At 65.1% G+C, this 21,630-nt stretch carries 17 protein-coding genes; 8 read left to right on the forward strand and 9 right to left on the reverse strand.

Going from position 1 to position 21,630, the window contains the following annotated elements:
• Positions 1–18: 18 nt before the first annotated feature.
• The 6 genes from gyrA to dnaA all read right to left on the reverse strand — a co-directional run bounded on the left by gyrA (position 19) and on the right by dnaA (position 10,843).
• Positions 19–2,745, reverse strand: coding sequence for a DNA gyrase subunit A (gene gyrA / locus AC1AYP_RS05890; RefSeq protein WP_476547117.1), 2,727 nt, complete (start codon positions 2,743–2,745; stop codon positions 19–21).
• 203 nt (positions 2,746–2,948) lie between these two features.
• On the reverse strand, positions 2,949–5,051 hold the full coding sequence (gene gyrB, locus AC1AYP_RS05895) for a DNA topoisomerase (ATP-hydrolyzing) subunit B (RefSeq protein WP_420796381.1): 2,103 nt from the start codon (positions 5,049–5,051) through the stop codon (positions 2,949–2,951).
• A gap of 262 nt (positions 5,052–5,313) precedes the next feature.
• Entirely contained in the window at positions 5,314–5,784 is a 471-nt protein-coding gene (locus AC1AYP_RS05900) for a DciA family protein (RefSeq protein ID WP_034525641.1), read from the reverse strand.
• The gene (gene recF, locus AC1AYP_RS05905) at positions 5,781–7,049 is read right to left on the reverse strand and encodes a DNA replication/repair protein RecF (protein WP_476547119.1); all 1,269 of its coding nucleotides are present in this window, start codon (positions 7,047–7,049) and stop codon (positions 5,781–5,783) included. Before recF ends, AC1AYP_RS05900 begins: the two co-directional genes overlap by 4 nt.
• A 272-nt stretch (positions 7,050–7,321) precedes the next feature.
• Positions 7,322–8,446, reverse strand: a complete 1,125-nt coding sequence (gene dnaN / locus AC1AYP_RS05910) for a DNA polymerase III subunit beta (RefSeq protein ID WP_476503279.1) — start codon at positions 8,444–8,446, stop codon at positions 7,322–7,324.
• An 822-nt stretch (positions 8,447–9,268) separates the two neighbouring features.
• Positions 9,269–10,843 carry a chromosomal replication initiator protein DnaA gene (gene dnaA, locus AC1AYP_RS05915; protein WP_476547120.1) on the reverse strand — a complete coding sequence of 525 codons (1,575 nt, stop codon included), beginning with the start codon at positions 10,841–10,843 and terminating at the stop codon, positions 9,269–9,271.
• 315 nt (positions 10,844–11,158) lie between these two features.
• On the opposite strand from dnaA, the gene rpmH reads away from it, so the two are divergent.
• From rpmH to AC1AYP_RS05955, 8 genes are all read left to right on the forward strand, one after another.
• The gene (gene rpmH / locus AC1AYP_RS05920; protein ID WP_034525651.1) at positions 11,159–11,293 is read left to right on the forward strand and encodes a 50S ribosomal protein L34; all 135 of its coding nucleotides are present in this window, start codon (positions 11,159–11,161) and stop codon (positions 11,291–11,293) included.
• Between the two features lie 37 nt (positions 11,294–11,330).
• The gene (gene rnpA / locus AC1AYP_RS05925) at positions 11,331–11,705 is read left to right on the forward strand and encodes a ribonuclease P protein component (RefSeq protein WP_476503277.1); all 375 of its coding nucleotides are present in this window, start codon (positions 11,331–11,333) and stop codon (positions 11,703–11,705) included.
• Positions 11,706–11,730: 25 nt separating this feature from the next.
• Complete coding sequence (gene yidD / locus AC1AYP_RS05930; RefSeq protein WP_476547170.1) at positions 11,731–12,030, forward strand: membrane protein insertion efficiency factor YidD; 300 nt, start codon at positions 11,731–11,733, stop codon at positions 12,028–12,030.
• A complete protein-coding gene (gene yidC / locus AC1AYP_RS05935; RefSeq protein WP_476503276.1) occupies positions 12,027–13,040 on the forward strand; it encodes a membrane protein insertase YidC in 1,014 nt (337 codons plus the stop codon). Before yidD ends, yidC begins: the two co-directional genes overlap by 4 nt.
• A 132-nt stretch (positions 13,041–13,172) precedes the next feature.
• A complete protein-coding gene (locus AC1AYP_RS05940) occupies positions 13,173–13,688 on the forward strand; it encodes a Jag family protein (protein WP_034525659.1) in 516 nt (171 codons plus the stop codon).
• Between the two features lie 67 nt (positions 13,689–13,755).
• On the forward strand, positions 13,756–14,424 hold the full coding sequence (gene rsmG, locus AC1AYP_RS05945; RefSeq protein WP_476547122.1) for a 16S rRNA (guanine(527)-N(7))-methyltransferase RsmG: 669 nt from the start codon (positions 13,756–13,758) through the stop codon (positions 14,422–14,424).
• Positions 14,425–14,684: 260 nt separating this feature from the next.
• Positions 14,685–15,629 carry a ParA family protein gene (locus AC1AYP_RS05950; RefSeq protein ID WP_476547171.1) on the forward strand — a complete coding sequence of 315 codons (945 nt, stop codon included), beginning with the start codon at positions 14,685–14,687 and terminating at the stop codon, positions 15,627–15,629.
• 1 nt (position 15,630) lies between these two features.
• Positions 15,631–16,920: a ParB/RepB/Spo0J family partition protein gene (locus AC1AYP_RS05955; RefSeq protein WP_476547124.1), complete on the forward strand. Its 1,290-nt coding sequence runs from the start codon at positions 15,631–15,633 to the stop codon at positions 16,918–16,920.
• Positions 16,921–17,237: 317 nt separating this feature from the next.
• Here the strand turns inward: AC1AYP_RS05955 and AC1AYP_RS05960 are convergent, their stop codons facing one another.
• From AC1AYP_RS05960 to AC1AYP_RS05970, 3 genes are all read right to left on the reverse strand, one after another.
• A complete protein-coding gene (locus AC1AYP_RS05960; RefSeq protein WP_476547126.1) occupies positions 17,238–17,609 on the reverse strand; it encodes an endonuclease domain-containing protein in 372 nt (123 codons plus the stop codon).
• A 334-nt stretch (positions 17,610–17,943) separates the two neighbouring features.
• On the reverse strand, positions 17,944–19,278 hold the full coding sequence (locus AC1AYP_RS05965; RefSeq protein WP_476547128.1) for an NAD(P)/FAD-dependent oxidoreductase: 1,335 nt from the start codon (positions 19,276–19,278) through the stop codon (positions 17,944–17,946).
• Positions 19,279–19,533: 255 nt separating this feature from the next.
• Positions 19,534–21,525, reverse strand: coding sequence for a protein kinase family protein (locus AC1AYP_RS05970; RefSeq protein WP_476547130.1), 1,992 nt, complete (start codon positions 21,523–21,525; stop codon positions 19,534–19,536).
• Positions 21,526–21,630 lie beyond the last annotated feature (105 nt).

Below are 21,630 nucleotides of genomic sequence, written 5' to 3' on the forward strand. Positions count from 1 at the left end.
AGCAATCTTCGCAGACGATTACGCCTGCTCCGGCCCGTTGTTCACAGTCTCCGCGCCGGCCGCCTCGACGGCGGCGCCGGCGGCGGAGTCGGCGGTCGTTTCCGCGGCGTCCGTCGCGTCCGCGCCGGCGGGCGTCTGTCCGTCGGCGGGCTGCTCCTCGTCGTCCGTCTCCTCGTTGCGCGCGATGGAGATGATCTCGTCGCCCTTGTCGGGCTTGGCGAGCGTGACGCCCTGCGTGTTGCGGCCGGTGCGCTTGACCTCGGCCACGGCGGAGCGGATCACCTTGCCGGACTTCATGATGGCGAGCACCTGGTCGTCCTCGGAGACGACGACCGCGCCGACCAGAGAGCCGCGTCCCTCGGCGAGCTGCACGGCCTTGATGCCGAGGCCGTTGCGGCCCTGGAGACGGTACTCGGAGATCGCGGAACGCTTGGCGAAGCCCTCGTTCGTGACGACGAGCAGGTCCTTGTCGGTCTCGGACGGCACGACGTCCATCGCGAGCAGCTCGTCACCGTCGCGGAACTTCATGCCCTGCACGCCGGCGGTCTGGCGGCCCATCGGGCGCAGCTGGGCGTCGTCAGCCTGGAACTTGAGGCTCATGCCGAGCTTGGAGACGAGGATGATGTCGTCCTCGGCGTTGCACAGCGCGGCGCCGATCAGCTCGTCCGCGGCGTCGCCGTTCTCGTCGGCCATGAGGCGCACGGCGATGAGTCCGCCCTGGCGCGGCGAATCGTATTCGGACAGCGCGGTCTTCTTCACCTTGCCGGAACGCGTGGCGAGCACCAGGTACTTGGCGACCTCGTAGTTCGGGATGGACAGCACGGCCTGGATACTCTCGTCCGGGCCGAACTGCAGCAGGTTCGCCACGTGCTGGCCCTTCGAGTCGCGCGAGCCCTCGGGCAGCTCGTACGCCTTGAGGCGGTACACGCGGCCCTTGTTCGTGAAGAACAGCAGCCAGTTGTGCGTGGACGTGAGGAAGAAGTGGTCCACCACGTCGTCCTCGCGCAGCTTGGCGCCCTTGATGCCCTTGCCGCCGCGGTGCTGCGCGCGGTATTCGTCGGCCTTGGTGCGCTTGACGAAGCCGGAGTGCGTGACGGTGACGACCACGTTCTCCTCGGGGATCAGGTCCTCCTCGGTCATGTCGCCGGAGAACGGCAGGATGCGCGTGCGGCGGTCGTCGCCGTACTTGGCGACGATCTCGTCGAGCTCGTCGCCGACGATCTTGCGCTGGCGTTCCGGCTTGGCGAGGATGTCCGCGTAGTCGGCGATCTTGCGCATGAGCTCGTTGTGCTCGTCGAGGATCTTCTGCCGTTCGAGGGCGGCGAGGCGGCGCAGCTGCATCGCGAGGATCGCGTCGGCCTGCACCTGGTCCACGTCGAGCAGCTCCATCAGGCCGGTGCGCGCGGCGTCGGCGTCGGGGGAGCGACGGATCAGGGCCACGACCTCGTCGATCATGTCGAGGGCCTTGAGGTAGCCCTGCAGGATGTGGTCGCGCTCCTCGGCCTCGCGCTTCAGGTACGCGGTGCGGCGGGCGATCACGTCGAGCTGGTGGGCGACCCAGTGGCGCACGAACGCGTCGAGGGAGAGCGTGCGCGGCACGCCGTCGACGAGCGCAAGCATGTTCGCGCCGAACGTCTGCTGCAGCTGGGAGTGCTTGTACAGGTTGTTGAGCACGACCTTCGGCACGGCGTCGCGCTTGAGCACGAGCACGAGGCGCTGGCCGGTGCGGCCGGACGTCTCGTCGCGCATGTCGGCGATGCCCTGGATCTTGCCGTCGCGCACGGCCTCGCGGATGGACACGACGAGACGGTCCGGGTTCACCTGGTACGGCAGTTCGGTGACGACCAGGCACATGCGGCCCTTGATCTCCTCGGTGTTCACGACGGCGCGCATCGTGATCAGGCCGCGGCCGGTGCGGTACGCCTGCTCGATGCCCTTGTGGCCGAGGATCGTCGCGCCGGTCGGGAAGTCGGGGCCCTTGATGCGGGCGATGAGCGCGTCGAGCAGCTCCTCGCGGCTCGCGTCCGGGTGGTCGAGCGCCCAGTGCACGCCGTCCGCCACCTCGCGCATGTTGTGCGGCGGGATGTTCGTCGCCATGCCGACGGCGATGCCGGACGAGCCGTTGCACAGCAGGTTCGGGAAGCGCGCGGGCAGCACGGTCGGCTCCTGCGTCTTGCCGTCGTAGTTGGGCACGAAGTCGACGGTCTCCTTGTCGATGTCGCGCACCATCTCCATCGAGAGCGGCGCCATGCGGCACTCGGTGTAACGCATGGCGGCGGCCGGGTCGTCGCCGGGGGAGCCGAAGTTGCCCTGGCCGTCGACGAGCATGTAGCGCATCGACCACGACTGGGCCATGCGCACGAGGGTGTCGTAGATCGCGGAGTCGCCGTGCGGGTGGTACTTGCCCATCACGTCGCCGACGACGCGGGAGCACTTGTTGTAGCCGCGGTCGGGGCGGTAGCCGCCGTCGTACATCGCGTAGATCACGCGGCGGTGCACGGGCTTCAGGCCATCGCGCACGTCCGGGAGGGCGCGGTCCACGATGACGCTCATCGCGTACGCGAGGTACGACTCGCGCATCTCGACCTGGAGGTCCTTGCGCTGGATGCGTTCGCCGGTCATCAGGCCGTAGTCGGTGTTGTCGGCCTCCTGCGGGCTCAACGGCTCCATCGAGCCGTCGCCGGTCGGCTGGCCGTCGATCTGGCCCTCGTTCAGGCCGTCATCGTTGTTGTTCTCGTCTGCCACTTACGTTTCCTTTGTCTTCGATTCGCTCCCGTGAAGGAAGCTGTCAGCTGCCCTGCGATTTGCTCCCCCTTTGAGGGGGAGCTGTCAGCGAAGCTGACTGAGGGGGTTTCGGCGTGAGCCCCGCGGACGGACCCCCTCAGTCCGCCTGCGGCGTCCAGCTCCCCCTAAAGGGGGCGCAGAGTTGCGGGGATTCAGTCCCCGCGCTACGCGTCGATCCAGGCGGCGTTGCGGGCGTTGCGCTGGATGAAGAGGCGGCGGGGTTCGACCTCGTCGCCCATGAGCATCGAGAACGTCTCGTCGGCCGCGGCGGCGTCCTCGATCTGCACCTGCTTCAACACGCGGTGTTCCGGGTCCATGGTCGTCTCCCACAACTCCTGGTAGCTCATCTCGCCCAGACCCTTGTAGCGCTGGATGCCTTCGCCCTTCGGCAGCTGGCGTCCCTTCGCCTTGCCTTCGGCGAGCACGCGGTCGCGCTCGGAGTCGGTGTACACGAAGTCGTGCGGGCCCTTGGTCCACTTGAGGCGATACAGCGGCGGCATGGCCACGTACACGTATCCGGCGGTGATCATCGGGCGCATGTAGCGGAAGAACAGGGTGAGGTTCAGCGTGGCGATGTGCGCGCCGTCCACATCGGCATCGGCCATGATGATGACCTTGTGGTAGCGCACCTTCGACAGGTCGAAGTCCTCGCCGTAGCCGCCGCCGACCGCGGTGATCAGCGATTCGATGGTGTCGGACTTCATCATGCGGTCGAGGCTGGCGCGCTCGGTGTTGAGGATCTTGCCTCGCAGCGGCAGGATGGCCTGCGTGATCGGGTTGCGCCCCTGAATCGCGGAGCCGCCTGCGGAGTCGCCCTCCACGATGAACAGCTCGCACTCCTCCGGGTTCGAGGACTGGCAGTCCTTGAGCTTGTCCGGCATGCCGGCCGACTCGAAGATCGACTTGCGGCGCGTGTTCTCGCGCGCCTTCTTCGCGGCCAGACGTGCGCGGGACGCCTCGATGGCCTTCTGGATGATGTTCTTCGCCTCGCCCGGATGCGCGTCGAACCAGTCGCCGAGCTTGTCGGTCATGACGCGCTGCACGAAGGTCTTCGCCTCGGAGTTGCCGAGCTTGGTCTTCGTCTGGCCTTCGAACTGCGGGGTGGTGAGCTTGACGGACACCACGGCCGTCAGGCCTTCGCGCACGTCGTCGCCGGACAGGTTCTCGTCCTTGTCCTTGAGGATGTTCTTCTCGCGCGCGTAGCGGTTGACGAGCGAGGTGAGCGCCGCGCGGAAGCCCTCCTCGTGCGTGCCGCCCTCGGTGGTGGAGATCGTGTTGGCGAACGTGTGCACGGCCTCGGAGTAGGCGGTGGTCCACTGCATCGCGATCTCGGCGGAGATGCCGAGCTTGAGGTCCTCGGCGTCGAAGTTGATGACCTCGTCCTCGACGGGCGTCGCCTTGCGGGACTTGACGAGGTAGTCGACGTAGTCCTTGATGCCGTTCGCGTACTGGTAGGTGACGCTCTGGTGCAGCTCCTCGGCCACGTTGTCGCCGTCGCCGGCCACCTCGTCGCCCGCCTGGTCGACCTGACGCAGGTCGGTCAGCGAGATCTTGAGGCCCTTGTTGAGGAACGCCATCTGCTGGAAGCGGGAGCGCAGCGTCTCGAAGTCGTAGACGGTGGTCTCGAAGATCGCCGGGTCCGCCCAGAACGTGACGGACGTGCCGGTGGACTCGCCCTCGGCCATCGGCTCGCCCTTGGCGAGGCGGTCGGTCGGGTGCTGGTTGATGTACGTCTGCGTCCAGTGGAAGCCCTGACGGCGCACCTCGACGTCCACGCGCGTGGAGAGCGCGTTGACGACGGAGATGCCGACGCCGTGCAGGCCGCCGGAGACCGCGTAGCCGCCGCCGCCGAACTTGCCGCCGGCGTGCAGCTTGGTCATGACGGTCTCGACGCCGGAGACGCCCTCGCCGGGCACGATGTCGACCGGGATGCCGCGGCCGTCATCGACGACGCGGATGCCGTTGTCCGGCAGGATCGACACCTCGATGTGGCTCGCGTAGCCGGCGAGCGCCTCGTCGACGGAGTTGTCGACGATCTCGTACACGAGGTGGTGCAGGCCGCGCGGACCGGTCGAGCCGATGTACATGCCCGGGCGGATGCGCACCGCCTCCAGGCCTTCGAGCACCTTCAGGTCGGAGGCGTCGTAATGCTCGGGGGTCATCGACTCGTCGAGCTCGCCTTCCTGCAGTTCGGTGGTGTTGATGTGTTCGTCCGCGGCCTTGAGCTGTTCTTCCTTGCTCTCGGCATTGTCCAACGAATCCGCCACAGGGCTTCCTTCCTACATGTTCCCTGCATGTTCTTCACGCGAAGGGTTGTTTCGCGGGCCTATGCCCCAAAATCGCCCGTTACGGGGTCATGGAGCGTTTCGGCCATACTGCGGGTAATTCTACTCGTTTTTGCCGACGAACGCCATAGCACCCCGTAGAAACGCGTTTAGGGGCATATCGGAGACGAAGTCCCTTCCTGTCCGGTCTCTCCCCCACCCGCTTCGCGGGAGCCCCCCCTCGTCAGAGGGGGCCGAGATTTGCCTACCGCCGCCGCGCCCACTTGCGCGTGTATCCGGCGGCCGGGCCGACCACGCGGATCCGTTCGACCGTCAATCCCTCCAGATTGCGCCGGATCGTGCTTTCCAGCTGCGGGATCAGGTAGGTGAGCTGCGTCGCCCACACCTGCGATTCGGTGCCGATCGTGAGCACCCCGTCGCGCAGGGCGATCACGTGCGAGTGCTGCGCGATGGCGGGTCCGACGACGCGGTCCCAGTGGTTGTTGAGTTCGGAGAGCTTCAAATGCGGAATCCAGTCGCCGTTGCGCGCGATCAGGTTCGCGACGCCGCCGAGCCGCGCCGGGTCGCGCCCGGGCTTGCCGAAGCTCTCCCACGCGGCCTCGGCGCGTGCGGCGCGCGCCTTGCGCGACGATTCGCGCGCCGCGTAGCGCTCGAACACCTGCGCCGGCAGTTCGCGCGGGTCGAGTTTCAGCGTCACGGCGATCGGCGGCTTCATCGCGTCGCCGCCGCTTCCGGCGTCGCGCCTGCCGCGGCGTCGCCGGCCTCCGCCGCACGCCGCAGCTCGTCCACGTCGATGACGTTCACCGTGCGTCCGGCCGCGCTCTCCGGCATCGCTGGGATGTCGCCAGCCGCGGCCACGGTGATGAGCACCTGGTCCTGGTGCATCGCGAAATCGAGGATCTGCTCGCGCCGCGACTCGTCCAACTGCGCGAACACATCATCGAGGATGACGACGGGCTTCACGCCGCGCTCCTCGGTGACCGCCTCGAACAACGCCATCTTGAGCGCCAACGCCATCGTCCACATCTCGCCGTTCGACGCGAACTCGCGCGCCGGGACGCCGTCGAGCGTGACGGCGAGGTCGTCGCGCTGCGGCCCGATGAGGTTCACGCCGCGCGCCACCTCGCCCGCGTACAGGCGCTGGAAATGGGCGGCGATGGCGGGACGCGGGTCGAACGCGGCGTCGCCGTCGTGGCCGGCCGGAACGGCCGTCGCCTCGGCGAACGACGGCGCGTAGGCGAGGCCCGCCTCGCCGCGCCCGGACGCGAGCCGCGCGTAGATCGCGGCGAACGGGCCGGCGAGACGGTCGACGATGCGCGCCCGCACGCGCGTGAGCTCAAGTCCCGCGTCGATGAACTGGCCGGTCCAGATCTCCAGGCCGCTCAGGGCCGCGTCGAACGCGCCCTCGCGGCTCTGGAGCTGCTTGAGGAGCGTCGCGCGCTGCCGGGCGATGCGCGTGAAGCGCTGCTGGCGTTCCGCGTACCGCGGGACGAGCAGCGCGCCCGCCTGGTCGAGGAAGTTGCGGCGCGTGGCCGGGTCGCCGGCGACGAGACGCTGGTCGTCCGGCGTGAACGCGACGGACGGCACCTCGCCGACGATGTCGCGCAGGTAGCGGGAGGGACCGGCGTCGACGCGTGCGCGGTTCGCGCCGCGCGCCGCAATCGTCGCCTCGTAGGTGACGGTGCGCGCGGGCGTCGCGGCGGCGGTGCCGGCGTCGGCCGCAGCCGCGCCGTCCGCCGCGCGCCCGTCGCCGTCCGTCACGTTCGCGCGGATCGTGGCCTTCGTCGCGCCGCGCTCGACGAGCGGCAGCGACGACGACGTGCGGTGGCTGGTTCCGGTGGACAGCACCTCGACCGCCTCGACGATGTTCGTCTTGCCCAGACCGTTCGCGCCGTGGAGCACGTTGACGCCGGGCGCGAAGTCGACCACCAGCTGCCCCCAGGAGCGGTAGTGGTCGAGCGCGAGGCGGGAGACGTACATGGGATTGCGGCCTTTCGGTGTGGGGTGATCGGCGGGGATTCGGCTGGAATCGCGGGTGATTGATGGGCGATTGGCGGATGATTGACGGGGACGGGGGAGTGGGGCGAAGTGGGGCATGCGCCAGGATGTTCGGTTTTGTGCGTTTCGCGGGGACTTGTGCGGATTGGGAAGGCCGGAGCGTGGGGCCCCGGCCGTGGTATCGATGATGATATTTGTTACGGCGGGCGAATTTGCGATATCGCTAACGCTACCGCAAGCGCCGCCGTTTCCGGTCAGCTGTTGAAGCGCATCGGGACGAGCAGGTAGCGGTAGTCCATCGACTCGTCGGAGTCGGCCTCCTGCTGGCCGTTGAACTCGACCGGCTTGACCGCGGTCGTCATCTTCATGCGGATGAACGGTTCGGTGATCGCGCTCAGACCCTCGATCAGGTAGGACGGGTTGAACGCGACGGTGATGTCGTCGCCGTCCATGTCGATGTCGAGCACCTCGGTGGCCTGCGCCTCGTCGATCGCGCCAGCGGACAGCGTGACCTCCTGGCCGGAGAACACCATGCGGATCGGGGCGTTGCGCTCAGCGACCAGCGCGACTCGCTTGATCGCGGCGATCAGCGACTGGCGATCGACCACCGCCTGAATCGGGTAGTCGTCGGCGAACAGTCGGTCGACCGCCGGGAACTCGCCGTCGATGAGCTGCGAGGTGGAGGTGCGGCCGGCGTTCTCGAAACCGAGCAGCGAGGGGGAGTCCACGTCGAAATCGACGACGACGTTCTGGTGCTCGTCGAGCGAACGGGCGATGTCGCGCAGCAGCGAACCGCGCACCAGCGTCGTCGTGTTCACGTCCATGTCGTTCGGAGTCCAGGTGAAGCTGGCACGCGACAAGCGGAAGCGGTCGGTCGAGGTCATGATCACCTTGTCGCCGTCGAACTGCATGCGCACGCCGGTCAGGACCGGGCGGTTCTCCTCGCGGGAGACCGCGACGCACGCCTGGGCGACCGCCTGCACGAAGGTCGGGGCGTCGACCTGGCCGAGTTTGCCCGGAATTCCAGGCAGATCCGGGTATTCGGCCTCGGGCATGAGCTGCAGCGTGAAGGTCGACTTGCCGGAGGTGATCGTCATCGTCGAGCCGTCGGTGGCGAGGTAGGTCTTCTCGCCGGGCAGCGACTTGGTGATGTCGGCGAGCAGCTTGCCGAGCACGAGCACCGAACCGGCCTCGTCGACGCCGGCCTCGATGTGGTGACGGGCGGAGATCTCGTAGTTGAACGCCGACAGCTGTAGCGTTCCGTCGACCGCTTCGAGCTTGATGCCGGCGAGGATCGGGTTCGACGGGCGGGCGTCGATGACCCTGGTGGTCCACGCGACGGCGTCCGCCAGCGCAGAGGAGTTGATTTCGACCTTCATGGTGCCTGCTTTCGTTTCGTTTTTCGTCGTTTTCGTTCGTCACACGCGATTCTCCCGGACGGCTCCTTGCGCGAATCCCGCACGATGCGTTGTGGCGAACGATTTTCGGCTTTTTCCTGAGCTGGGATTCATTCTAGGCGATTGCGCCCCGCGCTTCGCTTCGCTCGCGCGGAAGGTGACGTTCCCACTATGGTGAGTCAAGAGAACACGTAAGTAGTAGTCGTAATAAGGCTTGTGGATAGTGTGGAAAACCCTCGCTGAGGGCTTGTGGCGTCTCGTTTCGGCGGCAGTGGAAAAATGTGGATAACTCATCGAGATATTGTGGATAAATCGGCGAGTTATCCACAGGCTTCGGGTCTCTTTTCGGTTTTCCACATTCGATGCGGGTTCATCCACTGGTTATCCACATGAAAACGGGCGGTCATCCACCGGTTTTCCACTGAGGTTACCCACATTTGTGAATAAGTATGTGGATAACTTTACCCCACTTTTTCTCGTGCTACGGAGTGTCGCGGGGTGATTTCGGCCGAGAGAATCGATTCTGGCGAACGTTTTCAATGCATTTTTCGGACGCGTCTCGACGGATCGCGAATTCGTTCGCCACACGCGATCGAGCCAGCCAAAGGTCGACGATGACCTTCGTCGGAACACTGCGCGCAATCCATCTTGGCCCCCTCTGACGAGGGGGCTGTCGGCCGAAGGCTGACTGGGGGAGAGACCCCCGTATCAAGGTGAGAAACCCCGCGCGATACAGCTCCGTGAACTACCCCTCAGTCGCGCTTCGCGCGCCAGCTCCCTGACAAGGGGAGCCGAGAGCCGATCCTACTTCTGCTTGAAGTCGGTGTTTCCCTGTTTCAGCCTGACGGTCAGTTCCATCACGTAGTTGTAGATCTCCTGACGGTCCTGCATGCCGTTGGAGATGCGGTCGCAGGCGTGCATCACCGTCGTGTGGTCCTTGCCGCCGAACACCTTGCCGATGTCGACGAGGCTCAGACTGGTCATCTCGCGCGTGAGGTACATGGCCACCTGCCGCGCGATCGCGATGTTCTTCATGCGCGACTTGCCGACGATGTCGTCGAACGACAGATGGAAGTACTTCGCCACCTGGCTGATGATGTCGGTGGGCTTCACCTCCACGTCGGTGGTGAAGAAATCCTGCAGCGTCTGCTCGGCCATCGTGCGCGTGACCGGCTGGTTGCTCAAGCTGGCGACGGCGGTGACGCGGGTCAGCGCGCCCTCCAGCTCGCGGATGTTCTCCGTGAAGCGTTCGGCGATGAGATCGAGCACATCGTTGGGGATGTTGCTGTGGTTCATCGAGGCCATCATGCGCAGGATCGCGATGCGGGTCTCGAGGTCCGGCGGCTTCACGTCGACGGTCAGACCCGAATCGAAGCGCGAGATCAGTCGCGCCTCGAAGCCCTTGAGGTTCTTCGGCGCGACGTCGGAGGCGATGACGATGCGCTTGTTCGCCTGATGCAGCGCGTTGAACGTATGGAAGAACTGCTCCAGGGTGGCCTCCTTGCCGCCCAGGAACTGGATGTCGTCGATGAGCAGGACGTCGACCTCGCGGTAGCGCCGGTTGAATTCGGCGATCTGGCCCTGGTTCTGGGTCGTGTTCTGCAGTGCCTCGATGAACTCGTTCGTGAACTCCTCGGAATTCACGTATCGCACCTTGAGGCTCGGGTCCTTGACGAGCGCGTAGTTGCCGATCGCGTTGAGCAGGTGGGTCTTGCCCAGACCGGAACCGCCGTAGATACACAGCGGGTTGAAGTCGCGGCCCGATCCCTCGGCCACGGCGAGGGCGACGGTGCGGGCGAAACGGTTGGAATCGCCGGGGACGAACGTGTCGAACGTCGCGTTCTTGTTGAGGTGGGTCTCCGGATCGCGGGCCACCTTGTTGCGGCTCATCGGGTATCCGGCGGCGGTCGCCATGTCAACCGGGGTCGGAATCGTGGCCGGCATCGAGGTCGGCACGTTCGGCACCGGACCGCGCGAACCGAACGGCTCCTTGCCGAGATCGGCGATGGACGGCGGGTTCTCGGCGTCCATCGCGCCTCCCCGCTTCGATGCGGAGGCGCGGCGCGACGGCGCGATGTTCTCCGTCTTCGGTGTGGACGGTCGTCGCGGCGCGATCTTGAACGCCGGCGTCATGTCCTGACCGGTGACCATGTTCATCGCCTCGAGCAGCGGGCGGCGCAGTTCGTTCTCCAGCGCCTGGCGGGTTCCGGCGTTCTCGACGCACAGCACGATGGTCGTGCCGAACACGCCCTCCGGGTACACGCCTTCCAGCCATCCCTTGTCGCGCGGGGAAAGCGAGGAATTGTGCTTGAGCAGCGTCAGCGTGTCGGACCAGATATGGTTGGCCTCGGTCACCGGGTCGCGGGGTTCATCGGCCATGCCGGTCCTCCTTCCACTGCTCGAACGAATAAAGTGCGCACACCATTGTTACTCATAGCTTGGAAGTTATCCACAGGCTTGCGTGTTGCAATCATTGGATTGTGAATAACATTCCTGTAATTTGTGGATAACTCGCGGCTTCGGAACGGCGTCATATGGCGCTTTCGGCGTGTCGCGGCGTGTCGTGTCGGAACGGTGAATTGTGAATGAAATGCACCTGTGTTGACGTTGGGGGAGGGGTGAGGGTAGTTTGGTATAGCTTGACTCACGTGGGAGCCGCGCGTCAGCGTGGCCGAAAGACTTAGGAGCACAACTATGAAGAGGACCTTCCAGCCCAACAACCGCCGTCGTCACATGAAGCACGGCTTCCGTCAGCGCATGCGCACCCGTTCCGGCCGCGCCCTGATCAACCGTCGTCGCGCCAAGGGCCGCAAGACCCTGGCCGCCTGATTCAGACGGTCGGCGTCTTAGACTTTTCAAGACGGTCGTGGAACGGCTGAAAAGCCACAGCGAATTCGTCGCCGTGCTGAAACGCCGTCACAAGGTTTCGCGCAACGACATCGTCGTGCACTATCTGGTGCGCGACGATTCGCATACGCGTACCCTGGTGGCGCCCGAAGCGCGGCGCATGGGTCTCGCCGTATCAAAAGCGGTCGGGAACGCCGTCACGCGCAATACGGTCAAACGTCGTTTCCGCGTGCTCGCGCGCGCGTATGAGGACCGGCTGCCCGAGGGGTGCGACATCGTGATGCGCGCCAAGCCGAGCGCGGCTTCGGCTCCGTTCGAGTCCTTGGACGGGCAGGTGGCCTCGGCGTTCGCGAAGATCGCCGAACGGATCGATCGGGATATCCGGGAACGGTGACGCGATGAACGGCATGGCCGCCATGATGATCCGCGGGGTGCGCTGGTATCAGCGCACGTTCTCCGCGCATCGTGCGGTGCCGTGTTGTCGGTACTATCCAAGCTGCTCGAACTATGCCATCCAAGCGGTGGCGCGGTTCGGCGCCCTGCGTGGGGGAATGCTCGCCGTGCTGCGCCTGCTGCGGTGCCGGCCGTGGAGCCGCGGCGGCATCGACGACGTGCCCCGACGTTTCTCGTTGTTCTATCGTTTCCGATGGTCGAAGGCTCACGAGGAACCTCGATTGACGCCGTTGCCGACTGACGAATGGGGGAATCCCTTACCATGAACCAAAATCAATTCCTGCTGGACAGCGGCTTCTGGGGTTGGCTGTACAAGATCCTGACCCCGGTCGAGTGGCTGATGACGCAGATCATGAAGGTCGTCCATGACTTCTTCGTCATGCTCGGCATGAACCCGGTCGGCGTCTCGTGGGTGCTGTCCATCATCGTGCTCGTGCTCGTCGTGCACGCGTGCATCCTCCCGATCTTCTACAAGCAGATGCTGTCGATGCGCAAGATGCAGGCGCTGCAGCCGAAGATGCAGAAGATCCAGAACAAGTACAAGGGCAAGACGGACCAGGCCAGTAAAGAGGCCCTGAGCCGCGAGATGATGAAGCTCTATCAGGACAACGACGCGAACCCGGCCGGTTCGTGCCTGCCGATGCTCATCCAGGGCCCCGTCTTCATGTGCATGTTCTACGTGCTGTCCGCCATCCCGTACATCGCGCGCGGCAAGCGTGCGGCGCTCGGCGCCTTCGACGTGGAGACCGCGAAGCAGTTCTCCGAATCCAAGGTGCTCGGCCTGGTGAACACCACCAGCACGTTCGGCAACGGCGATATGACGGCCAAGGCGATCATCGTGGTGTTCGTGGCGCTCATGTGCGGCTGCATGTTCTTCATGCAGTGGATCAACATGAACAAGAACATGAACCCGGCCACCATGCAGGGCCAGGCGGCCACGATGCAGAAGACCATGCTGTGGATCTTCCCGGTCATGTACATCTTCTCCGGCATCACGATGCCGTTCGCCGTGCTGGTCTACTGGCTGACGAACAACGTGTGCAACCTGCTGCGTACCTTCTGGCAGATGTACGCCTTCCCGACTCCCGGATCGCCTGCGGCCGACGCCAAGGAAGTCCGCGACCACGAGAAGGAGAACGCCCGCCGCGCCAAGGCCGGCCAGCTGTCCCTCGAGGATGAGGCGCTGGAGAAGGCCAAGGTCGAGGCGCAGCAGAAGGAATCGCGCGGCTATCAGCGCCAGCAGCCTCAGCGCAAGAACAAGAACAAAAAGAAATGATGAGTAAGTAAGGCCCGGTGTTTCACGTGAAACCGTGAAGCACCGGGCCGAGCTATCCCGGCTCGCCTACGTGGCTGGAGCGGATGGCTGGTTTAGACTATTCCCATAGACCCATGATCGAAGGAGGACCTCATGGCCCAGAATGACGACAAGACGGTGGATCAGCTCAACGACGAAGCCGACATCGCCGCCGACTACCTGGAAGGACTGCTCGACATCGCCGACTACGAGGGCGACATCGAGATGGGCGTGCGCAACGGCCGCCCGATGGTGCAGATCGTTGCCGACGACGACACCGACATCAAGCATCTCATCGGCCGCAACGGGGAAGTGGTCGACGCGCTCCAGCAGCTCACCCGTCTCGCCGTGCAGCAGAAGACCGGCGAGCGTTCCCGGCTCATCGTCGACGTCGACGGATTCCTCAAGCGCAAGCGCCAGCGTCTGCACGACATCGCGCTCGACGCCGTCGACGAGGTCAAGGAGACCGGCGAGCCGGTCGACCTCAAGCCGATGAACTCCTTCGAACGCAAGGTCGTTCACGACGTCGTGCGCGAGGAGGGGCTGAAGTCCCGCTCCCACGGCGAGGAACCGCATCGTTACGTCACCATCTACCTGCGCGCCAACGCGGACGACTCCGACGAGGAGTGACGTCCGTCCGGTCCGTGTGACGATCGATTGAGACTGCAGGAAACCGCAGAGAGAAGAGGGGAGTGGTATGGCCGACCAGCTGGACGGTTCGCCGGTGCTGCGCGATGTGCTCGGCGACGCCTATGAGCCGTTGCGCGTGTTTCACGTGAAACTCGCCGAGGAAGGGGAGCCGCGTGGGCTCATCGGCCCGCGCGACGTCAACATCATCTGGGAGCGGCATATCCTCAACTCGGCGGCGATCGTGCCGTTCGTGCGTGAGGCGACCGAAGGCGAGCGGTTCAAGACCGTGGCCGACGTCGGCAGTGGCGGTGGATTCCCCGGTCTGGTGGCAGCAGCGTGCCTGCCTGACCATGAGTTCACGTTGATCGAGCCGATGGAACGTCGCGTGGAATGGCTCAAGGAATGTCGTGACGCGATGGGGCTCAAGAACGTGAGCGTGTTCCGTGCCCGCTCCGAAGAGGTCATCGACGCCATGCGCCATGACCGCGACCTGCATCCGTACGCCGTGGTGACCTGCCGCGCCGTCGCCCCGATGACCAAGCTCGCCGGGTGGACGCTGCCGCTGCTGAAGCCCCACGGCAGGCTCGTCGCGCTCAAGGGACGTTCCGCCCAGGCGGAGATTGACAAGGCCGCCAAGGAGATCGGCAAGCGCCGCGGCGTGAATCCGAGGGTCGTCGAGGCCCAGGTCGGACCCGGTCTGGAGCCGACGCACGTGGTGCTGGTCGATAAGCGATAGGGGTGCGGTTTTCCACATTTCCACAGGTCGAACAAAGTTATCCACATTGTCAACCGAACGGTGGCTGTGCCGAAGAACGTTGATATATTGAGGATTTGAAACCAACGAAAACAGTCCGTCCACAGCCAGAGAATCGAGTTATCCACACTTATCCACATTTTTGTGGATAAGTGGGCAGTGCTGGAATCCGATCCCGAATGGGGTCGGATTCCAGCATGTTGTGTTGTCAAGGAGAGGTCATGGCCGATAATCAGAATCCGATGGAGTCCGCCGAACAGACCATCAGGCGCATCTTCGCCGAGGGGGAGTCGCCGGTCGGTGCGGAGATCGCATTGGAGTCCAATCGTTACGCCAAGCTGCAGCAGCAGAAGTTCCCGAAGCCGTCCCGGACGCGTCTGATCGCCATCGCGAACCAGAAGGGCGGCGTTGGCAAGACCACGTCGACGGTGAACCTGGCGGCCGCGCTGGCCGAGCACGGGATGCGCGTCCTGGTCATCGACATGGATCCGCAGGGCAACGCCTCCACTGCATTGGGTGTGAGCCACGCCTCGGGGGAGCCGTCCGTGTACGACGTGCTCGAAGGCCGTCTCACGCTGGCCGAGGCCATGCAGCCGTGCCCCGACTTCGACAACCTCGACGTGGTGCCTGCCTCCATCGATCTGTCCGGCGCGGAACTCGAGGTCGCCGACCTGCCGAACCGCAACTCCCTGCTCAAGGAGGCCGTCGACAAGTTCCTCGGGGAATCCGAGAACCACTACGACTACGTGTTCATCGACTGCCCGCCGAGCCTCGGTCTGCTCGTCATCAACGCGATGTGCGCCGTGCACGAGATGCTCATCCCGATCCAGGCGGAGTACTACGCGCTCGAAGGCCTCGGCCAGCTCATCAACACGATCGGCCTGGTCCAGGACCACTTCAACCCGAGTCTGACCGTGTCCACGATGCTCATCACGATGTTCGACCGTCGTACGCTGCTGAGCCGCGAGGTGTACAACGAAGTGAAGAAGCACTACCCGTCCATCGTGCTCGACACGACGATTCCGCGCACGGTGAAGATCTCAGAGGCGCCGAGCTTCAGCAAGAGCGTCATCGTCTATGACCCGCACGGCATGGGTGCCATCTCCTACGGCGAGGCCGCGCTGGAGATCACCCGCCGTTCCGAAAACGTATTGGAAGCCATCGCGACCAGGATGAAGGAGGCCTGATATGTCATCGAAATCCCGTCTCGGCAAGGGCCTCGGCGCGCTGTTCCCCGAACTGCCGGGGGAGGACTCTCCGGAGGAGAAGCCCAAGCATGACATCCCCCAGCGCAGGAAGCTGGAGGTGAAGCCCGTCTCTGTTTCACGTGAAACCAAGAAGAAGAGCGAGCCGAAATCCTCCTCCAAGCCGAAGAAGCAGCATCGCGCCGCGATGCCGGCACTGAGCGACATCGCCCATCCGAGCGACATGTTCTTCAACGACACCGTCACCAGCGCCGTCGTGGAGAAGCCGATCCAGTCGTCGATCACCTCCCGCCAGTCCCCGCTGGAGAAGGCGACCGAGCAGCATGTTTCACGTGAAACCGTGAAGAAGGAGGCCGACGAGAAGCCGGAGCTGAAGCCGGTCGAGGGCGGCTACCTGGCCGAGCTCAAGTTGTCCGACATCGGTCCGAACACCCACCAGCCGCGTACCGTCTTCGACGAGGACGATCTCAACGAACTGTCCGCCTCCATCAAGGAAGTCGGCGTCCTCCAGCCGATCGTCGTGCGGAAGCGTCCCGCCGCCCAGATCGAGGCAGCCCGCAAGGCGCAGGAAGGCCACGAGCCAGCCAACCAGTTCGATGGCCGCATGGACAGCCCGTACGAGCTCATCATGGGCGAACGCCGTTGGCGCGCATCCCAGCTCGCCGGACTCGAGACAATCCCCGCCATCGTCAAGACGACCGCCGACGACGATATGCTGCGCGACGCCCTGCTGGAGAACCTGCATCGCGTCGCCCTGAACCCGCTCGAAGAGGCCGCCGCCTACCAGCAGATGATCGACGAGTTCGGTCTGACGCAGGCGCAGCTCTCCAAGTCGGTCTCCAAGTCGCGCCCGCAGATTGCCAACACGCTCCGACTGCTCAACCTTCCCGCCGGCGTGCAGAAGAAGGTCGCCGCCGGCATCCTCACCGCCGGCCATGCGCGCGCCCTCCTCGGACTCAACGACCCCGAGGCGATGGACAAGCTCGCCGTCCGCATCATCGCGGAAGGCCTGTCCGTGCGCAGCACCGAGGAGATCGTCGCGATGGCGAACCTCGACGACAAGGAACCGAAGAAGCCGAAGGCGCGCAAGAACGATCCGTGGGCCGGCTCGCCGATCAAGAGCAACCTCGAGGACCGCTTCGACACCAAGGTCTCAATCAAGGGCACCCCGAAGCACGGCCGCATCGAGATCGTCTTCTCGTCCCCCGAAGACATGGACCGCATCCTAGGCCTCCTCATGCCCCAAGACAACAAAAAGGACGACTGGCGCTAACCTCGGACACGCGCTATCGCGCATGCCAGCATTCTCGGCCCCCTCTGACGAGGGGGCTCCCAGCGGAGCCGGGTGGGGGAGAGACCCGTGGCCGCAGGCCGCAGAATACGGAATCAGCCTACGGCCGATACAATTTCTCCGCGGCCTACGGCCGCTTTTCTTCTCTCCCTCCGGCCGCCTGCGGCGGCCACCTCGTCCGTAACAACGGACAGCCTGCGGCTGGCCTCATATCGGCTCGCCTGTCGGCTCGCACATCGCCTACAAACGCCTCCGGCGTTTGCTTTACGGCGATGTCCCGTCAGAGGGAGGCAATCGGGTTAGCATCTTCCTAATGCGGCAAGACGCTCCTTTGTCGGGCGGTCGATTACCGTGCATACTTCGTAGAATCGTGTGTCCACATCGTGATTGCTGAATCTGACGACCTGTATTCCCTGTTGGTTCAGCAATGCCGTGCGTTGATTATCCTGATTACGTTGGGATTGCGCGTAGTGTCCACCGCCATCCAATTCGATGGCCAACTGGGCTTTGGCGCAATAGAAATCGACGATGAAATCAGCGATAGGCTTCTGACGTTGCCATCGGACAGGCTGACCTCGTAGAAATTCGTACCACAGCTTCCGCTCCCACGGCGTCATATTGCGACGCAGGGAACGCACATTGGCCACATTGCCGCGATTATATTCCTTCACACGATTCCAGCGTAGTCATTCTCAGCAAGCAGGAGAGGATTATCCATCACGCGTAATCCGATATGCCTCCCTCTGACGGGATATTCATCGCCGTAAAGCACACGCCGGAGGCGTGTGTAAACGAGCTGATGAAGATTTGCCTCCCTCTGATGAGGGAGGTGTCATCGCGAAGCGATGACGGAGGGAGAGAAGGGGAGCGGCCGTGAGACCGCGGGGAAATTGTATCGGCCGTAGGCCGATTCCGTTTTCGCGGCCTGACGGCCGCGGTCTCTCCCCCACCCGGCTTCGCCGGGAGCCCCCTCGTCAGAGGGGGCCAAGTGGTTCGGTTCTTGCCTCAGTCGGCGAGATAGTCTTGGGCGTCGAGGGCGGCTCGGCAGCCCATGCCGGCGGCGCTGATGGCCTGGCGGTAGGTGCGGTCGACGCAGTCGCCGGCGGCGAAGATGCCGGGCGTGGACGTGCGCGTGCTCGCGCCGTCCACGAGAATGTAGCCGTCGTCATCCTTCTTCACCACGTCACCGGTGAACGCGGTCGCGGGGGAGTGCCCGATCGCGACGAACACCGCCGCCGTGTCCAGCGTGCCGGTCTCGCCGGTCACCGTATCGCGGATGTCGACGGACGTGACGCTGCCGGCCGCCGGCGCGGCCGCGGGCAGCGTCACGCCGCCCAGCGCGTTGCCCAGCTTGAGCGAGAATCCTGCCGTGCTGGCGTTGGTTACGCTGGCTGCGGCGAGAGTGGGTGCGGCACCGGTCACGCCGTTCGTGGCGGAAGCGGATAGTGCGTTGGCCACCGCGCCGGCACCGGCGCTATCCGCGCCACCGGCGAGACCGAGGCCTCCCGTTTTGCCGGCGTTCAGGGTGATGCCGCCGATCGGTTTGAGGGAGAGCGAGGTCGGGAGGGAGGACGTCGCCGGGGAGGTGGCGTTAGCGCCGATTGCGGTACTCGCGTTCGCGGCGCCCGCACCAAATCCCGCAACATCTGCGCCGACGGCCGCGGTACCGGAATCCGCATTTCCGCCGTGGATGGTGGTGACGACGGTGTTGGTGAGGAGGGTGAGTTTGTCGTTTGCGCGGGCGCGTTCCACCATGATTGCGGAGGCGCGGAACTCGTCGCGACGATGGATCAGCGTGACCGACGAACCGAATCGCGTCAGATACAGCGCCTCCTCGAACGCGGAATCACCGCCGCCGACCACGATGATCGGCTTGTTCCTGAAGAAGAACCCGTCGCAGGTGGCGCAATAGGAGACGCCGTGACCGGAATACTCCTCCTCGCCGGGCACGCCCAGCTTGCGGTAGGACGATCCGGTGGCGACGATCACCGCGCGGGATTCCAGCACGTCGCCGGAATCCAACGTGACGCGCTTGATGCTACCCGTGGCATCGTTCTCGCCGTCGGTCGTGTCACCGAGTGCGATCGACGTGACGTCCTCATGAATGAACTCGGTGCCGAAACGCTCCGCCTGGGCGCGCATCGCGTCCATCAGATCGGGGCCGAGAATACCGTCCGGGAACCCGGGGAAATTCTCCACTTCGGTGGTGTTGACGAGTTGGCCGCCGGGGGCGAGGGCGCCGGTGACGAGCACCGGGCGCAAGCCGGCGCGACCCAGATAGATGGCCGCCGTGTAACCGGCCGGCCCCGAACCGATGATGATCACGTTATGCACAGTCATACTGACAGCCTAGCCAAGGGGGTTCTCTCCCTCAGTCGGCCAAGAGGGGCCGATAAAGAAAGCCTCCCTCTGAGGAGGGAGGTGTCATCGCGAAGCGATGACGGAGGGAGAGAAGAAGAGCGGGCGTCAGGCCGCGGAGAAATAGTATCGGCCATAGGCCGATTTAGTTTTTCGCGGCCTGCGGCCGCGGTCTCTCCCCCAGTCAGCCTTCGGCTGACAGCCCCCTCGTCAGAGGGGGCCGAAAACCGGGGTCACTCAGCGGTAGTAGGCGGCGGTGACGTTGATGTATTCGATGTCGGATTCGGCGGAGCCGTTGGTGGAGGCGCCGTTGGAGTCGTTGGACGTCTCGTTGTTGGACGTGTCGCCGAACGGCACGTTCTCCAGGTTCTTCTGGCTCGGCCACTGGTTGTTCTTGTCGACGCCGCTGTCCGCCGGGTTGGTGTTGCTGTGCATGAACGTCAGCACCGCGAACACGAGTGCCGCGACGATGAGCACGCTGGCGACGATGACCACCACCACCGTCGTGGTCATCTTGCCGAACAGACGCTGCTTCGCGAGATTATCGCCGTCGCCCTGGGCGGCATCGGCCTGCACCGGAGACTCCTTCGGGGTGAAGCTCGGCGGCTGCTGCATCGACGCGTCCGGCATGGCGACGCCGCGCGCGTGCGGCGCGGGCGCGAACGCCACCGGCGTTCCGGCCACACCGTCATGGCCGATCGGCGCCATGTCGACGATCGTCGCGTCGGCGTCGGGAATGGGAATGCTCGGCGGAACGGCACCGGCGTTCGCGCCGGCAACGCCGTTCCCGGCCTGCGTTCCGATCGTTCCGTTCGCACCGTTCGCACCGGATGCACCGTTCGCACCGGATGCACCGTTCGCACCGGATGCACCGTTCGCACCGGACGTCCCCGCCGCGGCAGGCGCGCCCGCGCCGCCGGCGACGGCGACGGCCGCACCGGCCGCACCCGCGCTCGCAACCGGGGCCCCCGCACTCGCCGCACCGGACGTCGCGCCAGCGGCGCCGGCGGCCGGAGCCGCGGACTTCGCCTTCATCTCGTGACGCACCGACGACACGTCGATCGCCTCGGTGGCCATGTTCGGATCGACGAACACGGGGATGCGCGTGGTCTCCTCGCCGGGATTCGCGCCGGACGGCATCGTCGGCAGCGCCTGCGTCTGGAACGAGAACTCGTGGAACAGGTCGTCGCCCTGATAACCCTGGTACCCCTGATAGTTCTGATAACCGGAGTCGTCGGAAGCAGGACGTTCGGGCAGCGCCGGCATGCGCATCGGCTTGCCCTTCGCGTCGGTGGGCAGACGGCCCGGCTGGTCGCCGAGCACGCGCGGCGAATAGTTGTCGAACGCGGCCTGCATTTCGGCGAACGTCTGCTTGTTCTGCTCGGCCACCACCTGTTCGGCGTGACGTGCGGCCTCCGCCTCGGTGAGCGGGCGGTGGATGGTGAGGTCCGGCAGCTTCTCGGTCGTGACCACGTGATGCGGCAGGCTGGTCAGATGCTCATTGCGCATGTCGCGCACATGCACGGTGGCGATCGAGCCGGCGCCGGCATCGGACGGCAGCGCGATGTCCTGATCGGTCAGGTCGGTGAGCGGCTTGCACTCGCCCAGCAGCGCGGTCAGCTCGCTCAGCGTGAGCATAGGCTCGCTGCGGCGGCCGTCCTCCTTGGTGAGCTCCAGACCGCGGGACAGAATCACGTGGAATTCGCCGGGGATGTCGCCGATCGACGCGAGATCGTACGTCGTGTTCAGCGAGGTCGGGCGGCGCGTCAGCATCGCGTACAGCACGGACGCCAGCTGACGGATGGCGAGCTGTTCGCCCTGAATCGTCTTGGGGGCCTTCGTCGGCTCGACGAGCAGGCCGGCCAGCGGCGCATCTGCGATCTCGATGCCCTGCACGGAGATGCGGATCGTGTCGGTGGACAGACGCGGCTGTTCCAGCGCGGTCGCGATGGTCGCGGTTTCGGCGATGATCGAACGCATCGCCTCGAAGCTGATCGTGCCGCGGGCCGGTCCGTTCAGATATTCGGTGAGGGACAGGCCGCTTTCCACGCGCGTGACGAGCACGGCGGCGTCGCCCGAACGGCGGAACTGCAGCACCGGCGTGATGCCGCTCTTGCGGCCGAGCTGCGTGGCCAGGGACGACACATCCTCAAGCGTGCCCGGATCCGTGAGCACGAACAGCTGGCAATCGTGGGCGAGCACGCGGTCGTTGGCCCTCCAAGCCTGCACACCGGGCTCGTCACGAAGCAGCGTGACCAGGGTATAGCGGTTGAAAAGCGTGTCTCCCAGCTGAGGCTTCATAGTTTCTTCGACTCCGTAATGCGTAAGCGCTTC

It is taken from the genome of Bifidobacterium sp. LH_424, assembly GCF_056356895.1.